Source organism: Paraburkholderia sp. BR10141, from assembly GCF_056155635.1.
Map to the genome: position 1 here is coordinate 96,771 of NZ_JBMIQH010000001.1, position 17,972 is coordinate 114,742.

26 protein-coding genes are annotated in these 17,972 nt (G+C 66.9%); 17 read left to right on the top strand and 9 right to left on the bottom strand.

The window, feature by feature from the left end:
• Positions 1-77: 77 nt before the first annotated feature.
• Together ACOJB8_RS00445 and ACOJB8_RS00450 are read left to right on the top strand one after the other, a co-directional pair.
• The gene (locus ACOJB8_RS00445) at positions 78-1,208 is read left to right on the top strand and encodes a VIT1/CCC1 transporter family protein (protein ID WP_069261731.1); all 1,131 of its coding nucleotides are present in this window, start codon (positions 78-80) and stop codon (positions 1,206-1,208) included.
• The gene (locus ACOJB8_RS00450; protein ID WP_475010482.1) at positions 1,205-1,531 is read left to right on the top strand and encodes a 2Fe-2S iron-sulfur cluster-binding protein; all 327 of its coding nucleotides are present in this window, start codon (positions 1,205-1,207) and stop codon (positions 1,529-1,531) included. Before ACOJB8_RS00445 ends, ACOJB8_RS00450 begins: the two co-directional genes overlap by 4 nt.
• 84 nt (positions 1,532-1,615) lie before the next feature.
• On the opposite strand, the gene ACOJB8_RS00455 is transcribed toward ACOJB8_RS00450, so the two are convergent.
• Positions 1,616-1,906 (bottom strand): DUF4148 domain-containing protein, encoded by a 291-nt coding sequence (locus ACOJB8_RS00455; RefSeq protein ID WP_069261729.1) that lies wholly within the window; start codon positions 1,904-1,906, stop codon positions 1,616-1,618.
• Between the two features lie 389 nt (positions 1,907-2,295).
• On the opposite strand from ACOJB8_RS00455, the gene ACOJB8_RS00460 reads away from it, so the two are divergent.
• Entirely contained in the window at positions 2,296-2,559 is a 264-nt protein-coding gene (locus ACOJB8_RS00460; protein WP_069261728.1) for a DUF4148 domain-containing protein, read from the top strand.
• A gap of 113 nt (positions 2,560-2,672) precedes the next feature.
• Here the strand turns inward: ACOJB8_RS00460 and ACOJB8_RS00465 are convergent, their stop codons facing one another.
• From ACOJB8_RS00465 to ACOJB8_RS00480, 4 genes are all read right to left on the bottom strand, one after another.
• Positions 2,673-3,056, bottom strand: a complete 384-nt coding sequence (locus tag ACOJB8_RS00465; protein ID WP_475010486.1) for a hypothetical protein — start codon at positions 3,054-3,056, stop codon at positions 2,673-2,675.
• Positions 3,057-3,183: 127 nt separating this feature from the next.
• A complete protein-coding gene (locus ACOJB8_RS00470) occupies positions 3,184-3,378 on the bottom strand; it encodes a YqaE/Pmp3 family membrane protein (protein ID WP_069261726.1) in 195 nt (64 codons plus the stop codon).
• A gap of 45 nt (positions 3,379-3,423) precedes the next feature.
• Positions 3,424-3,618 carry a DUF1653 domain-containing protein gene (locus ACOJB8_RS00475; RefSeq protein ID WP_069261725.1) on the bottom strand — a complete coding sequence of 65 codons (195 nt, stop codon included), beginning with the start codon at positions 3,616-3,618 and terminating at the stop codon, positions 3,424-3,426.
• A gap of 114 nt (positions 3,619-3,732) precedes the next feature.
• Positions 3,733-4,401: a TetR/AcrR family transcriptional regulator gene (locus tag ACOJB8_RS00480; protein WP_069261724.1), complete on the bottom strand. Its 669-nt coding sequence runs from the start codon at positions 4,399-4,401 to the stop codon at positions 3,733-3,735.
• A gap of 79 nt (positions 4,402-4,480) precedes the next feature.
• Here ACOJB8_RS00480 and ACOJB8_RS00485 point away from each other — a divergent pair, with 79 nt between their 5' ends.
• Positions 4,481-5,104 carry a glutathione binding-like protein gene (locus ACOJB8_RS00485; RefSeq protein WP_475010489.1) on the top strand — a complete coding sequence of 208 codons (624 nt, stop codon included), beginning with the start codon at positions 4,481-4,483 and terminating at the stop codon, positions 5,102-5,104.
• A gap of 91 nt (positions 5,105-5,195) precedes the next feature.
• Complete coding sequence (locus ACOJB8_RS00490; RefSeq protein ID WP_069261722.1) at positions 5,196-5,408, top strand: hypothetical protein; 213 nt, start codon at positions 5,196-5,198, stop codon at positions 5,406-5,408.
• Between the two features lie 16 nt (positions 5,409-5,424).
• Here ACOJB8_RS00490 and ACOJB8_RS00495 read toward each other — a convergent pair whose 3' ends face one another.
• Positions 5,425-6,150 (bottom strand): GntR family transcriptional regulator, encoded by a 726-nt coding sequence (locus ACOJB8_RS00495; protein ID WP_342946727.1) that lies wholly within the window; start codon positions 6,148-6,150, stop codon positions 5,425-5,427.
• A 216-nt stretch (positions 6,151-6,366) separates the two neighbouring features.
• On the opposite strand from ACOJB8_RS00495, the gene ACOJB8_RS00500 reads away from it, so the two are divergent.
• From ACOJB8_RS00500 to ACOJB8_RS00545, 10 genes are all read left to right on the top strand, one after another.
• Positions 6,367-7,638, top strand: coding sequence for a cyanate transporter (locus ACOJB8_RS00500; RefSeq protein WP_475010491.1), 1,272 nt, complete (start codon positions 6,367-6,369; stop codon positions 7,636-7,638).
• A 235-nt stretch (positions 7,639-7,873) separates the two neighbouring features.
• Positions 7,874-8,206, top strand: a complete 333-nt coding sequence (locus tag ACOJB8_RS00505) for a hypothetical protein (RefSeq protein ID WP_141710545.1) — start codon at positions 7,874-7,876, stop codon at positions 8,204-8,206.
• A gap of 411 nt (positions 8,207-8,617) precedes the next feature.
• Positions 8,618-9,304 carry an NADPH-dependent FMN reductase gene (locus ACOJB8_RS00510; RefSeq protein ID WP_342946729.1) on the top strand — a complete coding sequence of 229 codons (687 nt, stop codon included), beginning with the start codon at positions 8,618-8,620 and terminating at the stop codon, positions 9,302-9,304.
• A gap of 357 nt (positions 9,305-9,661) precedes the next feature.
• The gene (locus ACOJB8_RS00515; RefSeq protein WP_069261717.1) at positions 9,662-9,877 is read left to right on the top strand and encodes a transcriptional regulator; all 216 of its coding nucleotides are present in this window, start codon (positions 9,662-9,664) and stop codon (positions 9,875-9,877) included.
• 63 nt (positions 9,878-9,940) lie between these two features.
• The gene (locus tag ACOJB8_RS00520; RefSeq protein ID WP_342946730.1) at positions 9,941-10,891 is read left to right on the top strand and encodes a ferritin-like domain-containing protein; all 951 of its coding nucleotides are present in this window, start codon (positions 9,941-9,943) and stop codon (positions 10,889-10,891) included.
• Positions 10,892-10,924: 33 nt separating this feature from the next.
• A complete protein-coding gene (gene iaaH, locus ACOJB8_RS00525) occupies positions 10,925-12,379 on the top strand; it encodes an indoleacetamide hydrolase (RefSeq protein ID WP_475010494.1) in 1,455 nt (484 codons plus the stop codon).
• Positions 12,380-12,520: 141 nt separating this feature from the next.
• Positions 12,521-12,772 carry a FeoA family protein gene (locus ACOJB8_RS00530; RefSeq protein ID WP_475010496.1) on the top strand — a complete coding sequence of 84 codons (252 nt, stop codon included), beginning with the start codon at positions 12,521-12,523 and terminating at the stop codon, positions 12,770-12,772.
• On the top strand, positions 12,769-14,616 hold the full coding sequence (gene feoB / locus ACOJB8_RS00535; RefSeq protein ID WP_475010498.1) for a ferrous iron transporter B: 1,848 nt from the start codon (positions 12,769-12,771) through the stop codon (positions 14,614-14,616). Before ACOJB8_RS00530 ends, feoB begins: the two co-directional genes overlap by 4 nt.
• Positions 14,613-14,924 carry a DUF6587 family protein gene (locus tag ACOJB8_RS00540; RefSeq protein ID WP_475010500.1) on the top strand — a complete coding sequence of 104 codons (312 nt, stop codon included), beginning with the start codon at positions 14,613-14,615 and terminating at the stop codon, positions 14,922-14,924. The genes feoB and ACOJB8_RS00540 overlap by 4 nt, the downstream gene beginning before the upstream one ends.
• A gap of 155 nt (positions 14,925-15,079) precedes the next feature.
• Positions 15,080-15,847, top strand: coding sequence for a CDP-diacylglycerol diphosphatase (locus tag ACOJB8_RS00545; protein WP_475010502.1), 768 nt, complete (start codon positions 15,080-15,082; stop codon positions 15,845-15,847).
• 23 nt (positions 15,848-15,870) lie between these two features.
• On the opposite strand, the gene ACOJB8_RS00550 is transcribed toward ACOJB8_RS00545, so the two are convergent.
• Positions 15,871-16,377, bottom strand: a complete 507-nt coding sequence (locus ACOJB8_RS00550; protein ID WP_368616652.1) for a MarR family winged helix-turn-helix transcriptional regulator — start codon at positions 16,375-16,377, stop codon at positions 15,871-15,873.
• Between the two features lie 66 nt (positions 16,378-16,443).
• Between ACOJB8_RS00550 and ACOJB8_RS00555 the strand changes: the two genes are divergently transcribed.
• Positions 16,444-16,920 (top strand): carboxymuconolactone decarboxylase family protein, encoded by a 477-nt coding sequence (locus ACOJB8_RS00555; RefSeq protein ID WP_475010505.1) that lies wholly within the window; start codon positions 16,444-16,446, stop codon positions 16,918-16,920.
• A 220-nt stretch (positions 16,921-17,140) separates the two neighbouring features.
• On the opposite strand, the gene ACOJB8_RS00560 is transcribed toward ACOJB8_RS00555, so the two are convergent.
• Both ACOJB8_RS00560 and ACOJB8_RS00565 read right to left on the bottom strand, forming a co-directional pair.
• Positions 17,141-17,368, bottom strand: a complete 228-nt coding sequence (locus ACOJB8_RS00560; protein ID WP_475010507.1) for a hypothetical protein — start codon at positions 17,366-17,368, stop codon at positions 17,141-17,143.
• Between the two features lie 51 nt (positions 17,369-17,419).
• Positions 17,420-17,566 carry a hypothetical protein gene (locus ACOJB8_RS00565; protein WP_342946738.1) on the bottom strand — a complete coding sequence of 49 codons (147 nt, stop codon included), beginning with the start codon at positions 17,564-17,566 and terminating at the stop codon, positions 17,420-17,422.
• Between the two features lie 19 nt (positions 17,567-17,585).
• Here ACOJB8_RS00565 and ACOJB8_RS00570 point away from each other — a divergent pair, with 19 nt between their 5' ends.
• Positions 17,586-17,924 (top strand): hypothetical protein, encoded by a 339-nt coding sequence (locus ACOJB8_RS00570; protein ID WP_368605483.1) that lies wholly within the window; start codon positions 17,586-17,588, stop codon positions 17,922-17,924.
• The last annotated feature ends 48 nt before the right edge of the window (positions 17,925-17,972 follow it).

Below are 17,972 nucleotides of genomic sequence, written 5' to 3' on the forward strand. Positions count from 1 at the left end.
GGCGGGCGTCGACGCGCGGCTTCTGGCCGTTGCCGCGCCAGGGTAAGCTTGGCAGATAACTTCCCGCACCGCGCGCCATGGCCTCCGCTCAGGAAATCAACCGCTTCCGGCGCAATCTCGCCGACGAACTCGACAGCGCCGCCGTCTACGACACGCTATCCGCGGTCGAGAAAGACGACGAGCGCCGCCGCATCTTCGCCGATCTCGCGGCCTCCGAGCGCGAGCACGCGAGCGTCTGGCGCGAGAAGCTCGCGGCCAACGGCGTCACGCCCCGGCCGCATCGGCGCAGCGCGAAAACCCGCCTGCTGCAAACGCTCACGCGCACGTTCGGCCCTTCACTCGTGCTGCCCACCGTCGCCGCTGCCGAGTACGCCGACCGCGACCGCTACGCGCACGAGCCCGGCGCCGAGAAGCTTTCGGCCCAGGAGCAGCAGCACGCGGCCATCGTGCAGGCGATTGCCGCGAAGAAGCGCGAGCCCGAACACGGCCACGGCGAAGCGATCGGCGCGGCCGAGTCGTGGCACAAGGGCGCGATGGCGGGCAACGACCTGCGTGCGGCGGTGCTGGGGGCGAACGACGGGCTCGTCTCGAACTTCTGCCTGATCATGGGCGTGGCGGGCGCGGGCAGCGTCAATCGCACGATTTTGCTCACGGGGCTGGCGGGCCTCGTGGCGGGCGCCTGCTCCATGGCGCTCGGCGAATGGCTCTCGGTGACCAACGCGCGCGAGCTTGCGCGCACGCAGCTTGCGAAGGAAGCCGACGAACTCGAACACACGCCGGACGCCGAGCGTCACGAGCTTGCGCTCATCTATCAGGCGAAGGGCGTCGATCCTGAAGAAGCGCGCCGCGTGGCCGCCCAGATCATGCGCAACAAGGACGAGGCGCTCAATACGCTGGCGCGTGAGGAGCTTGGCATCGATCCCAAGGAGTTGGGCGGCAATCCGTGGTCGGCCGCCGCCGTCTCGTTTTGCCTCTTCTCGCTCGGCGCGGCGTTTCCAACTGCCCCTTTCCTGTGGGCGCACGGCGTCACGGCCATCGCGCAGTCGGTGGCGCTGAGCGCGTGCGGGCTCGCCCTCGTCGGCGTGTTCACGTCGCTCTTCAACGGGCGCAGCGCGACGTTTTCGGCGTTCCGGCAGATCGTGATCGGACTCGCCGCGGCGGCGTTCACGGCCGGCGCGGGGCGGCTGCTCGGAGTGTCGCTTTCATGAGCGACGTGAACCGCGAAAGCTTGCAGGAGGGCCCGCCGCACGTGCCCGTGGTCCGCGTGGAGCCGCTCGGGCGCAGCTTCGAAGCGCCGCCCGAGCTGACCTTGCTGGAAGCGGCGGCGTTCGAAGGCATCCGTTTGCCGCGCATGTGCCGCAACGGCACCTGCCGCGCCTGCCTGTGTCGCGTAGCGAGCGGCGACGTGAGCTTCACGATCGAGTGGCCCGGATTGAGCCGCGAGGAAAAAGCCGAGGGCTATGTGCTGACCTGCGTGGCCGTCGCGCGCACGGATCTCGTGCTCGACGTGCCGGAGGCGGAAGCCATGTAGCGGCAACAAAACGCCGCGCCCAAATGCGAAACGGCCCGCGAAGCGAATTCGCGGGCCGTTTTTATCTGCTGACTGCCGAAAGACTTACTGGCCGCCGAAGTAGACCGATTGCGGACCGGTGCGAGCCGCTTCCGACACATAGCGAGCGCCGGCAACCGACGTCGAGTTGCTCACGCCGCCGAACGAGCCGTCGGTCTGGGCGACCGGCGCGGCCGCCTGCGGGGCGACTGCCGCCTGATTGCGGCTCGTTTGCTGGAATTCGACGAGTTGCTGGCGCACCTGCTCGCGGGTCAGACCTTGATCGGCCTGGGCAAAAGCGGCCAGCGGAGCAGCCATGGCAACGGTAAGGGCAACAGCCTTGAGAAGCGACTTCATGATGACAACCTCCGGAATTATTTAGCATCGATGCGCAACGACGGTGCATACCCTGTCGTGCTCGGCCGGCTCGCTGCGATTCGCCGCATCGGCTGGCTGTGAGTGGATTCTAGGCAAGCGCCACAGCCGGATACAGACCGTTTCGGGCGAATTGGAATTACGGATTTCGCAATAATCCGGCGAGATTTCAGGGCCGGATAATCCGCGGCCGTCCGGCCTTATTGCAAGCACGTCGCGCAACCCTTCAGGAGATTCCGAACCCGATTGTTGCCGCCAGAAGAACACTGAATTCGCTTTCCAGGTATTTACCCTGACCCTCCGACCACATACATTGACCAAATGGGCCCCGCCGATGCGATGGCTCCCCACAAAAACATCGGAGGTTAGTCATGAATTCGTTTCTGAAGGCAGCTGTGCTTGCCGCCATCGTCGCCGTGCCCGCCGCTGCGTTCGCGCAGGCACAACCCCAGCAACAACCCGTGACCCGCGCCGAAGTTCGCGCCGATCTCGCGCAACTGCGCGCCGCCGGCTACGATCCGAGCGACTGGATGCACTATCCGGAAAACATTCAGGCTGCCGAAGCCAAGGTCGCAGCGCAGCGCGCGACGGCTTATGGCCCGTCGACGAACGGAACGTCGCAGTCGAGCCAGTAAGTTTCGCGACAACCCCGGCTGTGACGCCGGGTTCTCGTGCAAAGCATCAGGCCCGCCCTCGTGAGAGTGGCGGGCCTGATTCGTTTTGAAGCGATTTTCCGACTCGGCGTGGATCAACGGCCGCCCGGTCCGCCGCCACCGTGACCGCCACCGCCGTGGCCTCCGCCACCATGACCGCCGCCGGGGCCGCCTCCATGACTACCGCCCGGCGGCCCCCAAGGTCCGCCGTGACCGCCACCGTGACCAACCGGGCCGCCCCCGTGCCAACCACTGCCGCCGCCGTGCCAGTCGCCGCCGTGATAATCGCGACCGCCGCCACCGTCCCAGACGCCGATATTCACGCTGCCATATGTGGGCGCATAGCCCGGCGCGTAGCCGCTGTAATAGCCGGTGGAGTACGGCTGGCCATAGCCGCCGTAACCATAGTCGTAGCCCGGGGCCACCGCACACCCGGCAAGGAGCGCGATGGCGCCCACCGTGAGAACGAACTTGAACATAGCTGACTCTCCTTTCTATTTGTAAGAAAGAAAAATCAGCGTTAAGTTCTTATTGAATTGTGAGCAGGCGTTAGCGTTGTAACGCGCAACGCGCCTCCGAACGGCGCGTAGACGCCCGCTCAGGGATTTAACCGCGGCGGCCGAGCGCGTCCTCTATTTTCCGGTCGGTCTTGAACTGGCTGAGTGAATACACGGCCCAGATCGCGGCCGGAATCCAGCCGATCAGCGTGACCTGCAGGATCAGGCAGACGATGCCCGCAATCGGACGCCCAATGGTGAAGAACAGGAGCCAGGGCAGAATCAGCGCAATCAGTAAACGCATTCGGCGAAACCCTCTAAAGCGTGGAAGAGACGAGTGTGAAAAGAATTAGTTGACGGGCGCGAAGCGCGGCACGAGTCCGCCTTCATACTCGACGAGTTCGAAGAACACGGTGGAGGGTCGCGTCCAGATCGTACCGTTCGCCGCGCGATACACGATCATCGTGACGGAAGGATCCGATTCGAGCGTCGCCTCGCAAACCAGTTCGTAAATGCCACCCTTGTAGTGCCTGTAGCGCACCATCGTGTTCCCCTCTTCGAGTGCGCAAGCCGTCCCTGCGCGACTGCGCCAGTGTAGCAAGGGAAAGCGGCGTGCGGACCCGTCTGGAGGGCGCCGGCAGCAACGTTCAGCGTGACATCACTTCGCGCGGCGCCGCGCCGCACGCGCATCGGCCGCCGTCGGCGCTTCGCCGCAGATCAGCGCGACGCCCGCCACCGCCATGGCGCGCAGCGAGGCCCGCGAATCGCCGGCCCGCGCGCGCAGCGCCATGCTATGCAAGAACGCCGAGGCGAGGCGCGCGAGCATCGGCGCGCTGGCGTCGGGCGGCAGTTCGCCTTGCGCGAGCGCCCCCCGCAGGCGCCGCTCGAAGGCCTTGTCGAATGTGCGCAATCCAGCGGCAAGACGCTCGCGCACCGCCTCGTCGTTGACGGCTTCCACCGCCGCCGTGCCGATCAGCAGGCAGCCGCGCGCCGCGTCGTGCGCAGGCAAATACCAGCCGAGCGCGCCGTCGAATACGCGCATCAGCGCCTCGCGCAGCGGCACTGCGCTGTCAAGCGCGGACTCCATCGCCGTGCGCCCCGCTTCCACGTAACGCTCCATAGTCTGCAGATAGAGCGCGTGCTTGTCGCCGAATGCGCCATAGAGGCTCGGCCGGTTCATGCCGGTCGCCTCGCTCAGGTCGTCGAGCGAAGTGCCTGCGTAGCCGTTGCGCCAGAACGTATCGCGCGCGCGGGCGAGCGCCTCGTGCGGATCGTAGGCGCGCGGCCGCCCGCGCGGGCGGCTATCCTTTTTTGTACTGGATTGCATAGAAATATTGGATCGGCGATTTTTGTTCACTATAGTACAAAAATTCAAAAAAGCCCGAAGCCCGCAAAGGAGGAAGACGATGGAACTGTATTTCGCCCCGCTGGCGTGCTCGCTCGCCACGCGCATCGCGCTCTACGAGGCAGGCGCGCAGGCCCGCTACATCCAGGTCGATACGCTCACGAAGCAGCTCGCCGAAGGCGGTGACTTCTTCGCCGTCAACGCACTCGGTCAGGTGCCGGTGCTGCGCGAGGACGACGGCTGGACGCTCACCGAAAACTCGGCGGTGCTGCCGTGGGTGGCCGACCGTTTTCCCGAAGCGCGGCTCGCACCGCCAGCGGGCACACGCGAGCGCGCGCGCCTGCAACAATGGCTAGGCTTCATCGGCACCGAACTGCACAAGGGCGTGTTCGTGCCGCTGCTCGGCAAGGACCTGGACGAGGCCGTCAAGGCATATGCGCGCGGCAAGATCCCGCGCCGTTTCGGCTTGCTCGCGCATCATCTCGACTCGCGCACCTTCCTGCTCGACGAATTCAGCGTGGCGGACGCCTATCTCGTGACCGTGCTGAACTGGGCGCCGTACGTGGGCATCGATGTATCGCAATGGGAGGCCGTCGCGACCTACGCGCAGCGCGTGCGCGAGCGGCCCGCCGTTGCGAGAGCCTTCGCCGAAGAGTACGAGATATTCAAGCGCACGCGGCACTGAGGCGCGCTTTGCCGGGCATTTTTTCTCGCCTGGCAAGCGTTTTTTTGTCGTGCGATAACGTTGCGGTCGCCACATTCGCCGGAGCCGCACCATGGCCACGCTCGAAGCCTTGCGCATCGTCCTCGACGACCCGCATACGCCCGAAATCATCCGCAACCACGTTATCGACTCGTTGCAGTACGCGCTGCGCAATCATGGCCAGGTATTCGCCGCGAAAGAGATTGAATGGCTCGCCACGTGGGACGATGCGCGCATTCCGCTCGCGGCTTCGAAGGAGTTGCGCCGACGCGTAGACCAGGGCTGACGTTTGCCCCTTGCTTTCAGCCGTTCGTGAGATCCGCGAACACCGTCTTGAGATCGCGTCCGGCGCGCGCACGTGCCTGCTGCACCACCCGCTCCTCCAACTCGCCCAGATGCGCACGCATCGTGGCGAGCGCGGCCGCGAGGTCCCCCGCCTCGAGCGCCTCGATGATCTGCGCGTGCTCGTCGGGTGCGCACATCGACGCCTTCGACGGATCGAACAAGGCCTTGTAAAGCTCCGTCTTCGCGACCAGTTGCGCCAGTGCCTCCACGAGCGCGGTGCCGCCCGCCTGCTCGGACAGCAGCAGATGGAACTGCCCCGCAAGGCGTACCGCTTCGTCCACGCGCGCCTCGCGCAACGCCTTCTTCTCGCTGCGCACGTGAGCCGCGAGCTTGCGCCGCATCGCGGCGTCGAGCGTGCCGCACAGACTCACCATCACGCCCGCTTCGGCCACCTGGCGCGCGCGGTACACCGCGCGGATGTCGTCCTCCGAGGGCGACGGCACGAACGCGCCGCGATTGGGTTCGAGCACGAGCTTGCCGTCGTAGCCGAGGCGCGCCAGCACTTTGCGCAACGCGCCGCGCGTGCAGCCGAACGCCGCCGCGAGTTCGCGCTCCACCAGTTGCTGGCCCGGCGCGAGCTTGCCTTCGAGCAACGCGGAAGAAATCGACGCATAGACACGCGCTTCGACATCGGACGGTTCGTCGGTATCGCGGGGCGGAACGTGGCGGGAGGATTGAGCCATGGGCAGGCGCGCTAGCTGGGTCGGGTCGATGGGTCAGGTCGCATTGTAGCGAGCGGCATGGCGAGGCGATATAGACCCGCGCCCATACTCGATCGCCCATGCCGGGCATAGCGGGTCGAGCCAGATTGTTGACAATTATTGCGTATAATGGTCAACCGTTAAGCTGCAAAAAGGTTGACCGCATTGAACCCTCAAACCCGCTCCAATGATTTCCGGATGCCGTCCGGCGAATCGGCCAGCGTGCTTGCGTGGTATGCCGCGATCGTCGCGATCGGCCTGAATCTGCGGCCGCTGCTCACCTCGATCAGCCCGCTCATGACGACCATTCGCAACGACACCGGCCTGAGCTTCTACGGCGCTTCGCTGCTCACGAGCCTGCCTGTCGTCGCGATGGGCCTCGGCGCGTTCGGCGCCGGCCTGCTCGCGCGCCGCCTCGGCGAGACGCGCGACGTCGCGCTCGGGCTCGTGGCGATTGCGGCGGCATGCGCGGCCCGCGCGTTCGCCGCCAGCGGCGGCGCGCTCATGCTCACGGCGGCCGCGGCCGGCGCGGGCGTCGCGGCCATCCAGGCGCTGCTGGCCGCCGTCATGAAGCAACGCTTCGCCGCGCGGGTGCCGCTCGCAATGGGACTGTTCTCGGCGTCGATCATGGGCGGCGGCGGGCTGGGCGCGAGCCTGAGCCCGCTCGTCGCACGCCTCAGCGGTTCGTGGCATGTGGGACTTGCCGTCTGGGCATTGCCGGCGCTGGCCGCGCTCGCGATCTGGGGCGTGTTGAACGGCGGGTTTGGAGCAGGCCGGCACGTGCAGCACGCCGCTACCGCACCCTCGCAGGCGCATGCCGACACGGCAACGGCGCCAGTCTGGCGCAAGCGCCGGGCGTGGACGCTCGGGCTTCATTTCGGGCTCGTCAACGGGGGTTATACGAGTCTCGTCGCGTGGCTGCCCGCCTACTATCAGCAGCACGGCGCGAGCGTCGAAGCGAGCGGCTCGCTGCTCGCGGCGATGACGGTGTTCCAGGCCGCCAGCGCGCTGCTCCTGCCGCTCGCCGCGGCGGCGTTCACGGACAGGCGTCCGTGGCTCGTTCTGGGCCTGTGCGGCCAGCTCGTCGGTGTGATCGGCCTCGCCGCGTGGCCCGAGGCCGCGCCGCTGCTGTGGGTCGCGGCGGCGGGCGCGGGGCTCGGCGGCACGTTCTCGGTCACGCTCGTCACGGCGCTCGACCATTGCGCGGATCACCGCCTTGCCGCGCGCCTCGTCGCCTTCGTCCAGGGTCTGGGCTTCGTGATCGCCGCGCTCGCCCCCATCGTGGCCGGCCGCGTGCGCGACCTCACGGGCGGCTTTACGGGCGCGTGGATCATGCTCGCCGTATCGATCAGCGCGATGATCGTGCTCACGCTCGCGTTCTCGCCGCGCAGCTATGGGCGCTGGCTCGGCGCCCACGGCCTGGCCGCGGACGGAGCGATCGCACAAAACCGGGCGGCGCTCGACGCCTGAACCGCCCGCAAACGCCAGACTGAGCGCCGGCGCAAGCCCCGTAAGGCCGCGGCGCGCCCATGCAACACATCGCCCGCAGCACGTCGTGAAACGTTTGCATAAGCGCCTGTATGAATGTACAGTGCGTGGCAGCCGGCCGTTCGTGCCGCCCGGTCGCCGTACCGGGTTACGCCGCCCCATCGCGCCCCGGCGCATGGCGCGGCCCCGGCCTGTACATCGAAACGGAGAACACGACGTGCGATTCTTCATCACGGGGACCTTGCTGGGCGTCCTCGCGTCCACCGCGATCGCCGGGGAACACTACATCGAGATCTGGAATCCGCCGGAAGCGCGCACGCCCTCGGCGCATGCGAGCAATGCCGGCAAGAAGGCGCATCACGGCACGAAGCACAAGCTGGCCTCCACCGACAAACTCACCACTCGCAAGGTCGCCGAACCGGCCGTGCGCGCTCCCGCGCCCACGCTGCCGGCCACGCCGGGCACCCCCGCGCGCACCGCGCCGGGCAACGGGACCCTGCCGGAAATTCCGCCGCAAATCGGCCCCGACGGCAACGTCCTCACGGTTTGAGCTAGCGCGCAGCCGCAGTCAGCGGCGCAAAACACGACCTACAGTGCGGCACGCAGCTGCCGCGATCGTGGCCTCGAAGACCTCGAAGCGCCGCCCGTTCCCGTCTCCAGAAAAAAAACAGCCCCGTCACCGGAGAAGTGCGGGGCCGAATCCCATGTCAAGGAGATGTCATGGAGGAGACGGCTTCATCTTAGCCATGGCCCGCTGCGCGTCCAACCAATGGTTTCGCATATGCATTTCGGGCGCATGGCGCCGCGCAACGTAGCGCCGCCGGCATATGGATAGAACAAAAAGTCGTTTCGCGCCGCTCGGCGCGATCTCTAAGATGACCGTTTCCAGGCCTGCAGGCTTCGTGGCGGCGTCACCCGACCACCCACGAGCCAGGTCTCATCGCATTTCAGGGAGCCCCCCTTGAGCATTTCCGATTCGCAACGCCGCCCGCTCGTGGTGGGCATCGGCGGCACGACGCGCGCCGCCTCGTCGACCGAGCGCGCGCTCGCTTTCGCGCTGCGCGGCGCCGAAGACGCCGGCGCGCGCACGCAGTTGTTCGGCGGCACGTTCCTGCACACGCTGCCGCACTACGCACCCGAAGACCCCGTGCGAACCGACGCCCAGCTCGAGCTGATCGAAGCCGTGCGCGCCGCCGACGCCGTCATCATCGCGACGCCCGGCTATCACGGCGGCGTATCGGGGCTCGTGAAGAACGCGCTCGACACGCTCGAAGAACTGCGTGCCGACAACCGCCCATACCTGGACGGCCGCGCAGTGGGCTGCATCGTCACGGCCTATGGCTGGCAGGCCGCGGGCTCGGTGCTGACCTCGCTGCGCTCGATCGTGCACGCGCTGCGCGGCTGGCCGACACCCTTCGGCGCGGGCATCAACACGCTGGAGACACGCTTCGAGAGCGCGCTGCAGTGCTCCGACGCCAAGGTCGCCGAACAGCTCGCAACGGTCGGCCGCCAGGCGGCGCAGTTCGCGCTCGCGTTCGGCGGCCAGGAACATCGCGCGGCGCCGCCGGCGAGCGCGTTGAACAGCGTCGGCGGCGCGCAGGCCGCCAACGCGCCGCGCACCGAAAAACGTCTGAGCCTCGCGGTCTGACACGCTGCCCGACCTCTGCCGCCTGGCCGCCCGCCCGCGCGTCGAACGTGCGGGGCGGGAAACGTTCCCTAACCCACATTGCCGGCGTCGCGCGGCGCAGATCACGTGCGCCATCCCACAGACGCTGCATTTCGTCCGGTCCACATTGAAGCCGGATTCACCCCTCGCCTCATCCGGATCATCCTGCTGACCGCTCCAGGCCACACGTGATTTGCTTGCGACGAATGATTGGTTCCATCGACATACGGCGGCTCATACGCTGGTCCGTGTCGGTACCGTGAGTGGACAGCAAAACACCCGCGCCACTGAAAACGAGAACCCGAGCAAATCAGCAGAAGATCAGCAGGAAGCGCGGCCATGAACACTTCATTACGCTACAAAGGCTACGTCGTCGCCCCCAGCGCGCGGCAGCTCCCGAACGGCCTTTTCGCCGCCAATCTCACCATTGGCACGCAGCCGGGCGCGCAGCATTCGTTCGACGAACTCGATTACTTCTTCGACGAAAGGCACGCGCTCGCCTACGCCTGCCGCTGGGCGCGCATGTGGATCGAGCAGCAGCGCCGCTGCGCGTGAGGGCGCATGCTTCCTTACGGTTGTGACAGAATAGGAGTCATACCCCCTTCCCGTTAGATGCTCATGTCCGAAACCCTGACGCATCCGGACGAAGGCGCAGCCTTCATCTCCGAGCAGGACGCCGCGCTGCGGCGCTGGACTCACGGCACGCCAGGGCCCATCAAGATCGGATCGGACGAACATCGCAAGATGTTCTGCCGGATGCTGCTCGACACCCACGATCCCTACCGCCCCGCCGTGCTCGACTGGCCGAAGCTCGAGCCCGATGCGCTCGGCCGCCTCACATCGCTGCCGATCTGGGACATGGCGGTGCAGACCGAAGGCCGCGCCTCGATCCGCGTGCTGACTTACGCGCAAACCCTCAGCGACCCGCTGCTGCGCGAAGCAATCGAAATGGACGCGGCCGAGGAAGCGCGCCACAAGGTCGTACTCTCGAATCTCGTGCAGGCCTACGGCATCGAACTTGCGCCTGAACCCGAATACCTGCCGCCCAAAAAGGCGGAATGGGCGTGGATGTTCACCGGCTATAGCGAGTGCATCGACAGCTTCTTCGCGTTCGGCCTGTTTCGCTCGGCGCAGCGCTCGGGCTTTTTCCCGCCAGACCTCGTCGAAACCTTCGAACCGGTGATCCAGGAAGAGGCGCGCCACATCCTCTTCTTCGTCAACTGGGTGGCGTGGTATCGCAGGACCATGCCCTCGTGGCGCAGGCCGTGGCACACCGTGCGCGTCGCCGCCATCTGGTTCATGCTGGTATGGGAGCGGCTCGCGATCGCACGAGGCATCGACGCCAGCGGCAATACGCGCGACTCGAATTTTCTGCCCGCGAACCGCGAGGTACTGGGCGACGCGCTGGAACCGCGCGAGATGATCGAACTCTGCCTCGAAGAAAACGACGCGCGCATGAGCGGCTACGACGCGCGCCTCTTGCGGCCGACGCTCGTGCCCACGCTCGCACGCTTCGCGCTGCGCCTCTTGAAGAAGTCGCGCCGCAACGTAAAACGCACGCGTTGTTAGCATGGCTGTATAGCCGCACGAGGAGAACGCTGCATGACCTGGACTGTCGACCAGCAACTGGAACTGAGCGCAACGCAAGCCGTCGAGGCCATCCAGGCCGGACAACTGAAGGCCGCCGACTACGTCGCCACGCTGCTGGCGCGCGCGCAGGCGCTCTCCAACCTCAACGCCCTCACCGTGCTCGATGTGGAAGGCGCGCTCGCCACCGCGCAGCGCATCGACTCGCTCGGCGCCAGCGAGCGCGCGCGTCTGCCGCTCGCCGGGCTGCCCGTAGTCGTCAAGGACAACATCAATACGCGCGGCCTGCAGACCTCGGCGGGCACGCCCGCGCTCGAAGGCTTCGTGCCCGCGCGTCACGCGCCTTCGGTGCAGCGCCTCGTCGATGCCGGCGCGATCCTGCTCGGCAAGGCCAACATGCACGAGCTGGCGTTCGGCATCACCAGCACGAATCTCGCGCCGCATGCGGGGCCCGTGCGCAACCCCTGGGACCCCGAACGAATTCCCGGCGGCTCCTCCGGCGGCACGGCGGCCGCCATTGCGGCACGCATCGTTCCCGCCGGACTCGGCACCGACACCGGCGGCTCCACGCGCATACCGGCCGCGCTATGCGGCATTGTCGGCCTGCGCCCGAGCGTGGGCGACGGCGGCACGCAACGCCGCTATCACGACCCGCAGGCCGTCGTGCCGATCAGCCATACGCGCGATACGGTCGGGCCGATGGGGCGCACGGTTGCCGATGTCGCGCTGCTCGACGCCGTGATTACCGGGCACGGGCCGCTCTCGCCGGCCGCCGTGACGAATCTGCGCATTGGCCTGCCCGCGCCGCTGTGGGAAGGCCTCGAAGCCGCGCTCGAAGACGTGGCGCGCGCCGCGCTCGCGAAGCTCGAAGCCGCAGGCGTCACGTTCGTACCGGTCGAAATGAGCGAGCTGCTCGCGCTGAACGACCGCGTGAGCTATGCGATCGCGCTGCACGAGCCCATCGACGATCTCACAGCATGGCTCGTTGCGAACCACGCACCGGCACAAACCGTGGCCGAAGTCGCCGTGCGCATTGCGAGTCCCGATGTGCGCGCGGCCTACGACGCCGTGCTCGCCGACGCGCGCGGCGGCGACTATCACAGCGCAATGACGGTGTGGCGGCCGCGTCTGCAGCAGCTCTATGCGCAGACTTTCGCGGCCAGCGGACTCGACGCGCTGCTCTTTCCTACGACGCGGCTCGCCGCCGTGCCGATCGACGAGCTGAACGGATCGTCTCGCGTGTCGATCGACGGCGCGGCGCCGATCGACGAGATGGAGGCGTATCTGCGCAACACCGATCCCGCGAGCAATGCCGGCATTCCAGGTCTCGCGCTGCCCGCGGGTCTTGTCGACGCGCGCTTGCCCGTCGGGCTCGAACTCGACGGACCGGTCGGCGGCGACCGCAGGCTGCTCGCGATCGGTCTCGCATTTGAAGCGATTCTCGGGACGCTGCCTGCGCCGGAAATTTGAGCGCACACGGCACCGCTACCCCGCCTCGGCCGCGGGTTCCCCGCCCGCATCGACGGAGCCGAGGCGCATTTAGCGCCACAATGCCGGCGCTGCGCTACAATGAGAACGGTTCTCATTCGTTATAAGCAAGCCCCCCCAACTATGCGTCTGACCGACCTGTCCAAAGGAGCGACCGCCCTCGTGGAGCGTGTCGAGGATATCCGTGCCCCCGACCCGATCGCGAAGCGTCTGCGCGACCTCGGCTTTGTTCCCGGCGAGCCCGTGCGCGTGGTTGCGCGCGCACCCTGGGGCGCGGACCCGCTGCTCGTGCAGATCGGCTCGACCCGCTTTGCATTGCGCCGCGCGGAAGCGCAGCGCGTGAGCGTGACGACGGACGGGGAGGCCGCGAAATGAGCCTGGCTCTTGTTACGCCGCTGCGCGTGGCGCTCGTCGGCAATCCCAACTGCGGCAAGACCGCGCTCTTCAATCTGCTGACCGGCGCGCGCCAGAAGGTCGCCAATTACGCGGGCGTGACGGTCGAGCGCAAGGAAGGGCGCTTCGCCACGCCCTCGGGCCGCAAGGTGCAACTGCTCGATCTGCCGGGCGCTTACAGCCTCGACTCGACAAGCCCCGACGAGCGCGTGACGCACGACGTGCTGCTCGGCCGCTACTCGGGCGAGGCCGCGCCGGATCTCATCGTCTGCGTGGCCGATGCGACGAATCTGCGCCTGCATCTGCGCTTCGTGCTTGAAGTACAGCGCATGGGGCGCCCGATGGTGCTCGCGCTGAACATGATGGACGCCGCAAAGCGCCGCGGCGTCGAGGTAAATGTGGGCGAGCTTGCGCGCCAGCTCGGCATGCCCGTGGTCGAAACCGTGGCCGTGCGGCGCGGCGGCGCGCAAGCGCTCATCGAGCTGATCGACCACACGACGCCTGAAAAACCGCAGGCGCAAGCAGCAGCAGCGGCCGACGACCTGCACGGCACGATGCGCGCCATCCTCGCGAGCGCCGTGACGATGCCGCGCGCCACCGACGCGCGCGACGACGCCATCGACCGCTTCGCACTGCACCCCGTGCTCGGCCCGCTGATCCTCGCGTTCGTGATGTTCCTCGTGTTCCAGGCCGTGTATTCGCTCGGCAAGCCGCTCACCGATGCCATCGGCGACGGCTTCACCTGGCTCGGCGCGGCCGCCGGTACGGCACTGCCCGACGGCCCGCTGCGCAGCCTCGTGACGGACGCGCTGTTCGGCGGCGTCGGCACCGTGCTCGGCTTTTTACCCGAGATTCTGGTGCTGTTCTTCTTCATCCTCGTACTGGAGGAGTCGGGCTATCTGCCGCGCGCGGCCTTCCTGCTCGATCGCATGATGGTAGCGGTGGGGCTCACCGGGCGCTCGTTCATTCCGCTACTGTCGAGCTTCGCGTGCGCGATTCCCGGCGTGATGGGCACGCGCAGCATCTCCGACCCGCGCGACCGGCTCGCCACGATCCTCGTCGCGCCGCTCATGACGTGCTCGGCGCGCTTGCCAGTGTATGCGCTGCTGATCGGCGCCTTCATTCCGCACCGCATGATCTTCGGCGTATTCAACATGCAGGGCCTGGTGCTCTTCGCGCTTTACGCCGCCGGCATTGCCGGCGCGATGGCGGTGGGCTGGGTCATGAAGAAACTCCGCCGCGACCACCGTGAACACGCGCTGCTGATGGAGTTGCCCTCGTACCGGCTGCCGCGCCCACGCGACGTCGCCATCGGCCTGTGGGAGCGCGGCGCGATCTTCCTCAAGCGCCTGACGGGCATCATCCTCGCGCTCACGGTGCTGATGTGGTTCATCTCCACGTTCCCCTCGCCGCCCGCCGGCGCAACACTGCCCGCCATCGATTACTCCATCGCCGGCTATCTTGGCCGCGCGCTGCAATGGCCGTTCGCGCCGCTCGGCTTCAACTGGCAAATGAGCCTTTCGCTGATCCCCGCGTTTGCCGCGCGCGAAACGGCGGTGGCCGCGCTCGCCACCGTGTACTCCGTGGCGGGCGGCGACGCGGACACCGCCGCGCTCGGCCACACGCTCGCGCAGAACTTCTCGCTCGCCAGCGCCCTCTCGCTGATGGTGTGGTTCGCATTCGCGCCGCAATGCATGTCCACGCTCGCCGTGATTCGCCGCGAAACGCGCTCGTGGCGCGCCGTCGTGGTTTCGTTCGGCTACATGTTCGTCGTGGCCTATGCGGCCTCGTTCGTCACGTATCAGGTCGCGAGGCACTTCGTATGAGCGCCGGACTCGTCGCGCAATATGCGGTGATCGCGCTGCTCGTGACCGCGAGCTTCGTCTATACGCTGCGCAAGCTTGCACCGAAAACGGCCACGCGCGTGCAGGCCGCGGTGACCGCAAAACTGTTGCGCCCGCAACGTAATGCATTCGCGCAGCGCCTCGGGCGTTTCGTGCAGCCCAAAGGCGCAACCGGCGATTGCGGCGACGGCTGCGGCACCTGCGGCACGTGCGGCACGTGCGGACCGACGCCTGCGGCAACGGACGCCTCGAACGCGCAACCGGTCACGTTTCATCCGCGCCGCAAATAAGCCTCGACAACCGAGCACAAGCGACTGTCACTGGCATTGCGCTACACTGCGCGCAGCGTTGCGCCGCAACGCGTGCAGACTTCGCAGCGCGGCGCGTTTGATCGACTCAACCCAGACACTTCGTGCCGATGCGATCCCTGCGCCTTGCCCCTTTCATGCGGATGTCCCGGTTTGCCGTCGCCACGGCGGCGGTCGTGGCGCTCGCCGCCACCGGCGCGTGCGTGCGCCTCTCCGCGGTCGACTCCAACGGTCTCTGGCAAGTCGTCGGCGGCCAGTGCGTGCCGAATATGCGCGACAAGGGCAAGCCCGGCCCCTGCACCACCGTCGACTTCCAGAAGCGCTATGCCGTGCTCAAGGACATCGCAGGGCGTGCGCAGTATCTCGTGATTCCCACCGACCGCGTGGCCGGCATCGAGAGCCCCGAAATTCTCTACGGCGGCGCGCCTGAGTACTGGGTCGGCGCATGGGGCGCGGGACGTTTCGTGGAAGCGAAGCTCGGCATGCCGCTCGCCGGCAACCAGCTCGGCCTCGAGATCAACTCCTCGGAGCGCCGCACGCAGAATCAACTGCATATCCACGTCGATTGCATGCGCCCCGACATCACCAAAGCGCTCGCGCCGTATGCCGACATCGCGCCGGGCACGTGGCGCTGGACCACGCTCGACGGATCGCGCTACCGCGTCACGCGTGTGACGAGCCTCTCGGACAACAACAATCCTTTTCGCGTGGTCGAGCGCGATCTCGGCCCGCAACAGACCATGGCCGTGCAGACGATACTCGTGACGGGCGCCGGCCCCGATGCAAAGCACGACGGCTGGCTCGTCGTGAACAGCGGGCTCGATGTCGATGGCGGGACCGGCACGGCGGAAGGCCTGCTCGACCATTCGTGCAGCCTCGCGCAAGCGAAGAGTGCTTCGCAGTAACGCGCGGTCGAGCGCGGCTGCATTCAGCCCACGTCATCCTCGCGCGCGACGCTCACCAGCCAGCGGCGTATCACCTGTTCTTCTTCGGCCGTGAAGCCCGCGGCCATGCGCGCCTCCAGCTTCTTCACGCGCGTGCGGCACTGCCTGAGCAGCGCTTCGCCCTCATCGGTCACGTCGATCTGCTGAATGCGCCCATGCATTGCGTGCGGGCGACGCACGATCGCGCCACCGCGCTCCAGATTCGCGACGATCACGCTCACCGTTTGCGGCGTGAGCGCCGCGAGCCTCGCGAGATCGGCGCCCGAAATGCCGGGGTAGGCGGCCAGCATGGTCAGCACGACGAATTGCGGCGGCGTAATGCCGAGATCGTCGAGTGCGCGTTCCATGCGCAAACGGTGCGCCGCGCCCGCCTGGCGCAGCAGGTAGCCGAAATAGCCCGCCTCGCCGCGCTTGCCCTCGCCGACCGCCGGAATAGCGCTCGTGGGTTCGCCCCTTTCCGAAACCGGGTCTTTCTTCACTGTCTTGCGCATGATGTCAGAGTTCGAATATGATGTTCGTGCTCTGATATTAACGCCCAGACTTCGCGAGGTCCAGTCATGTCCAGCACGTCTACCCGCATTGCTTACGATACCTTCGCGCGCGACGCCGCCCCGGTGGCCGCTGCGCTCTCCGCCATGAGCAAGGCGGTCGATGCCTCGGGGCTCGAAAAGCCGCTCACCGAGCTGCTGAAAATCCGCGCCTCGCAAATCAACGGCTGTGCGTTCTGCATTCAGTACCACCTCAACATTGCGCGCGAGAAAGCCGTGCCGCGCGTCAAGCTCGATCTCGTGGCCGCATGGCACGAGGCGCCGGAATACTTCAGTGAACGTGAACGCGCCGCGCTGGCTTACACGGAAGCGCTGACCGCGAAGCTCCATGACGGTGTGAGCGACGTGCTCTACGAGGACGTGGCGCGCCAGTTTCCCGGCGAGCAGATGGCATTCTTGACCGCCGCCGTGGCGAATATCAATGCGTGGAACCGCATTGCGGTAGCGCTGCGCTTCGCGCCGCCGGTGCGCGACGCAGCAGCCTGAGGAAAGGAAAAGTAAGGATGGCACTAATTCCTTACCTGAACTCTTTCCTCGAATTACAAAGCCGCCCCCCGCGGCGAAAGACGACATACGATTGCGCCGACTGAGTGGCCTGACCAGCCGTCTCGGTCGGGCATCGACCATATCGCACATTCACCGGGGGGTTAAACATGTCGATAAGCGCGTTATCCAGCTCAAACTCACTGTATTCGACCTGGGCTGCTTACCAGGCAGAAGGGCAATCCACGAGCACCAGCCAGATGTCGGGCATGCCCATGGCTTCGGACGCCTCGTCGGACTCGAACAACGTCAATCCGCTTGCCGCCGCCATCGCCTCGGCGCTCTCGTCGCTCGGCTTCACCACGGACAGCACGGCCAGCGCGTCCGCGAGCACCACCGGTTCTGATTCTTCGTCGAACTCCACCGGTTCGACGTCGAGCACGTCGTCCACGTCGCCCGATGCGCTTGCCGCCGCGCTCCAGCAATTCCTCGGCGCGCTGTTTCAGGTCGCCGCGCAACAGAGCGGCGTCACCACGACGGCCACGGGCGATAGCAGCGACAGCAGCAGCGCGGTTTCGTCGGCAAGCGCAACGTCTGCGACTACGGCTTCCAGCTCCAGCACGTCGTCCACATCGAGCGATTCGAGCACGACGACCACTGCCGCAGCGATGATGCCCCCGCCGCCGCCTCCGCCGCCCTCGTCGGCAGGCGGTTACGGCAGCGATCTCGCTTCGGCGATCTCGAACCTCGCGCAGTCGCTCTCGTCGGCTTCGAGCAGCACGTCCTCCGATTCGAGCACGGCAAGCAGTTCGTCGAGCAGCAGCAGTTCGGACAGCGAATTGACGTCTGACTTCCAGAACCTTTTGACGGCAATGGGCGCCTCATCGAGCAGTTCGTCGAGCGGCACGACGTCCGAGCTTCAGCAATTCCTCACGACGCTCGCGAGCAACCTGCAGCAGCAGGGCTCGGGCGCCGCGAGCGGCCTGTTCGTCAGCACGACGGCCTGACCACGACGTCCACGAGCGCCCGCTTTTTCAAGCGTCGGCACGTTTGCG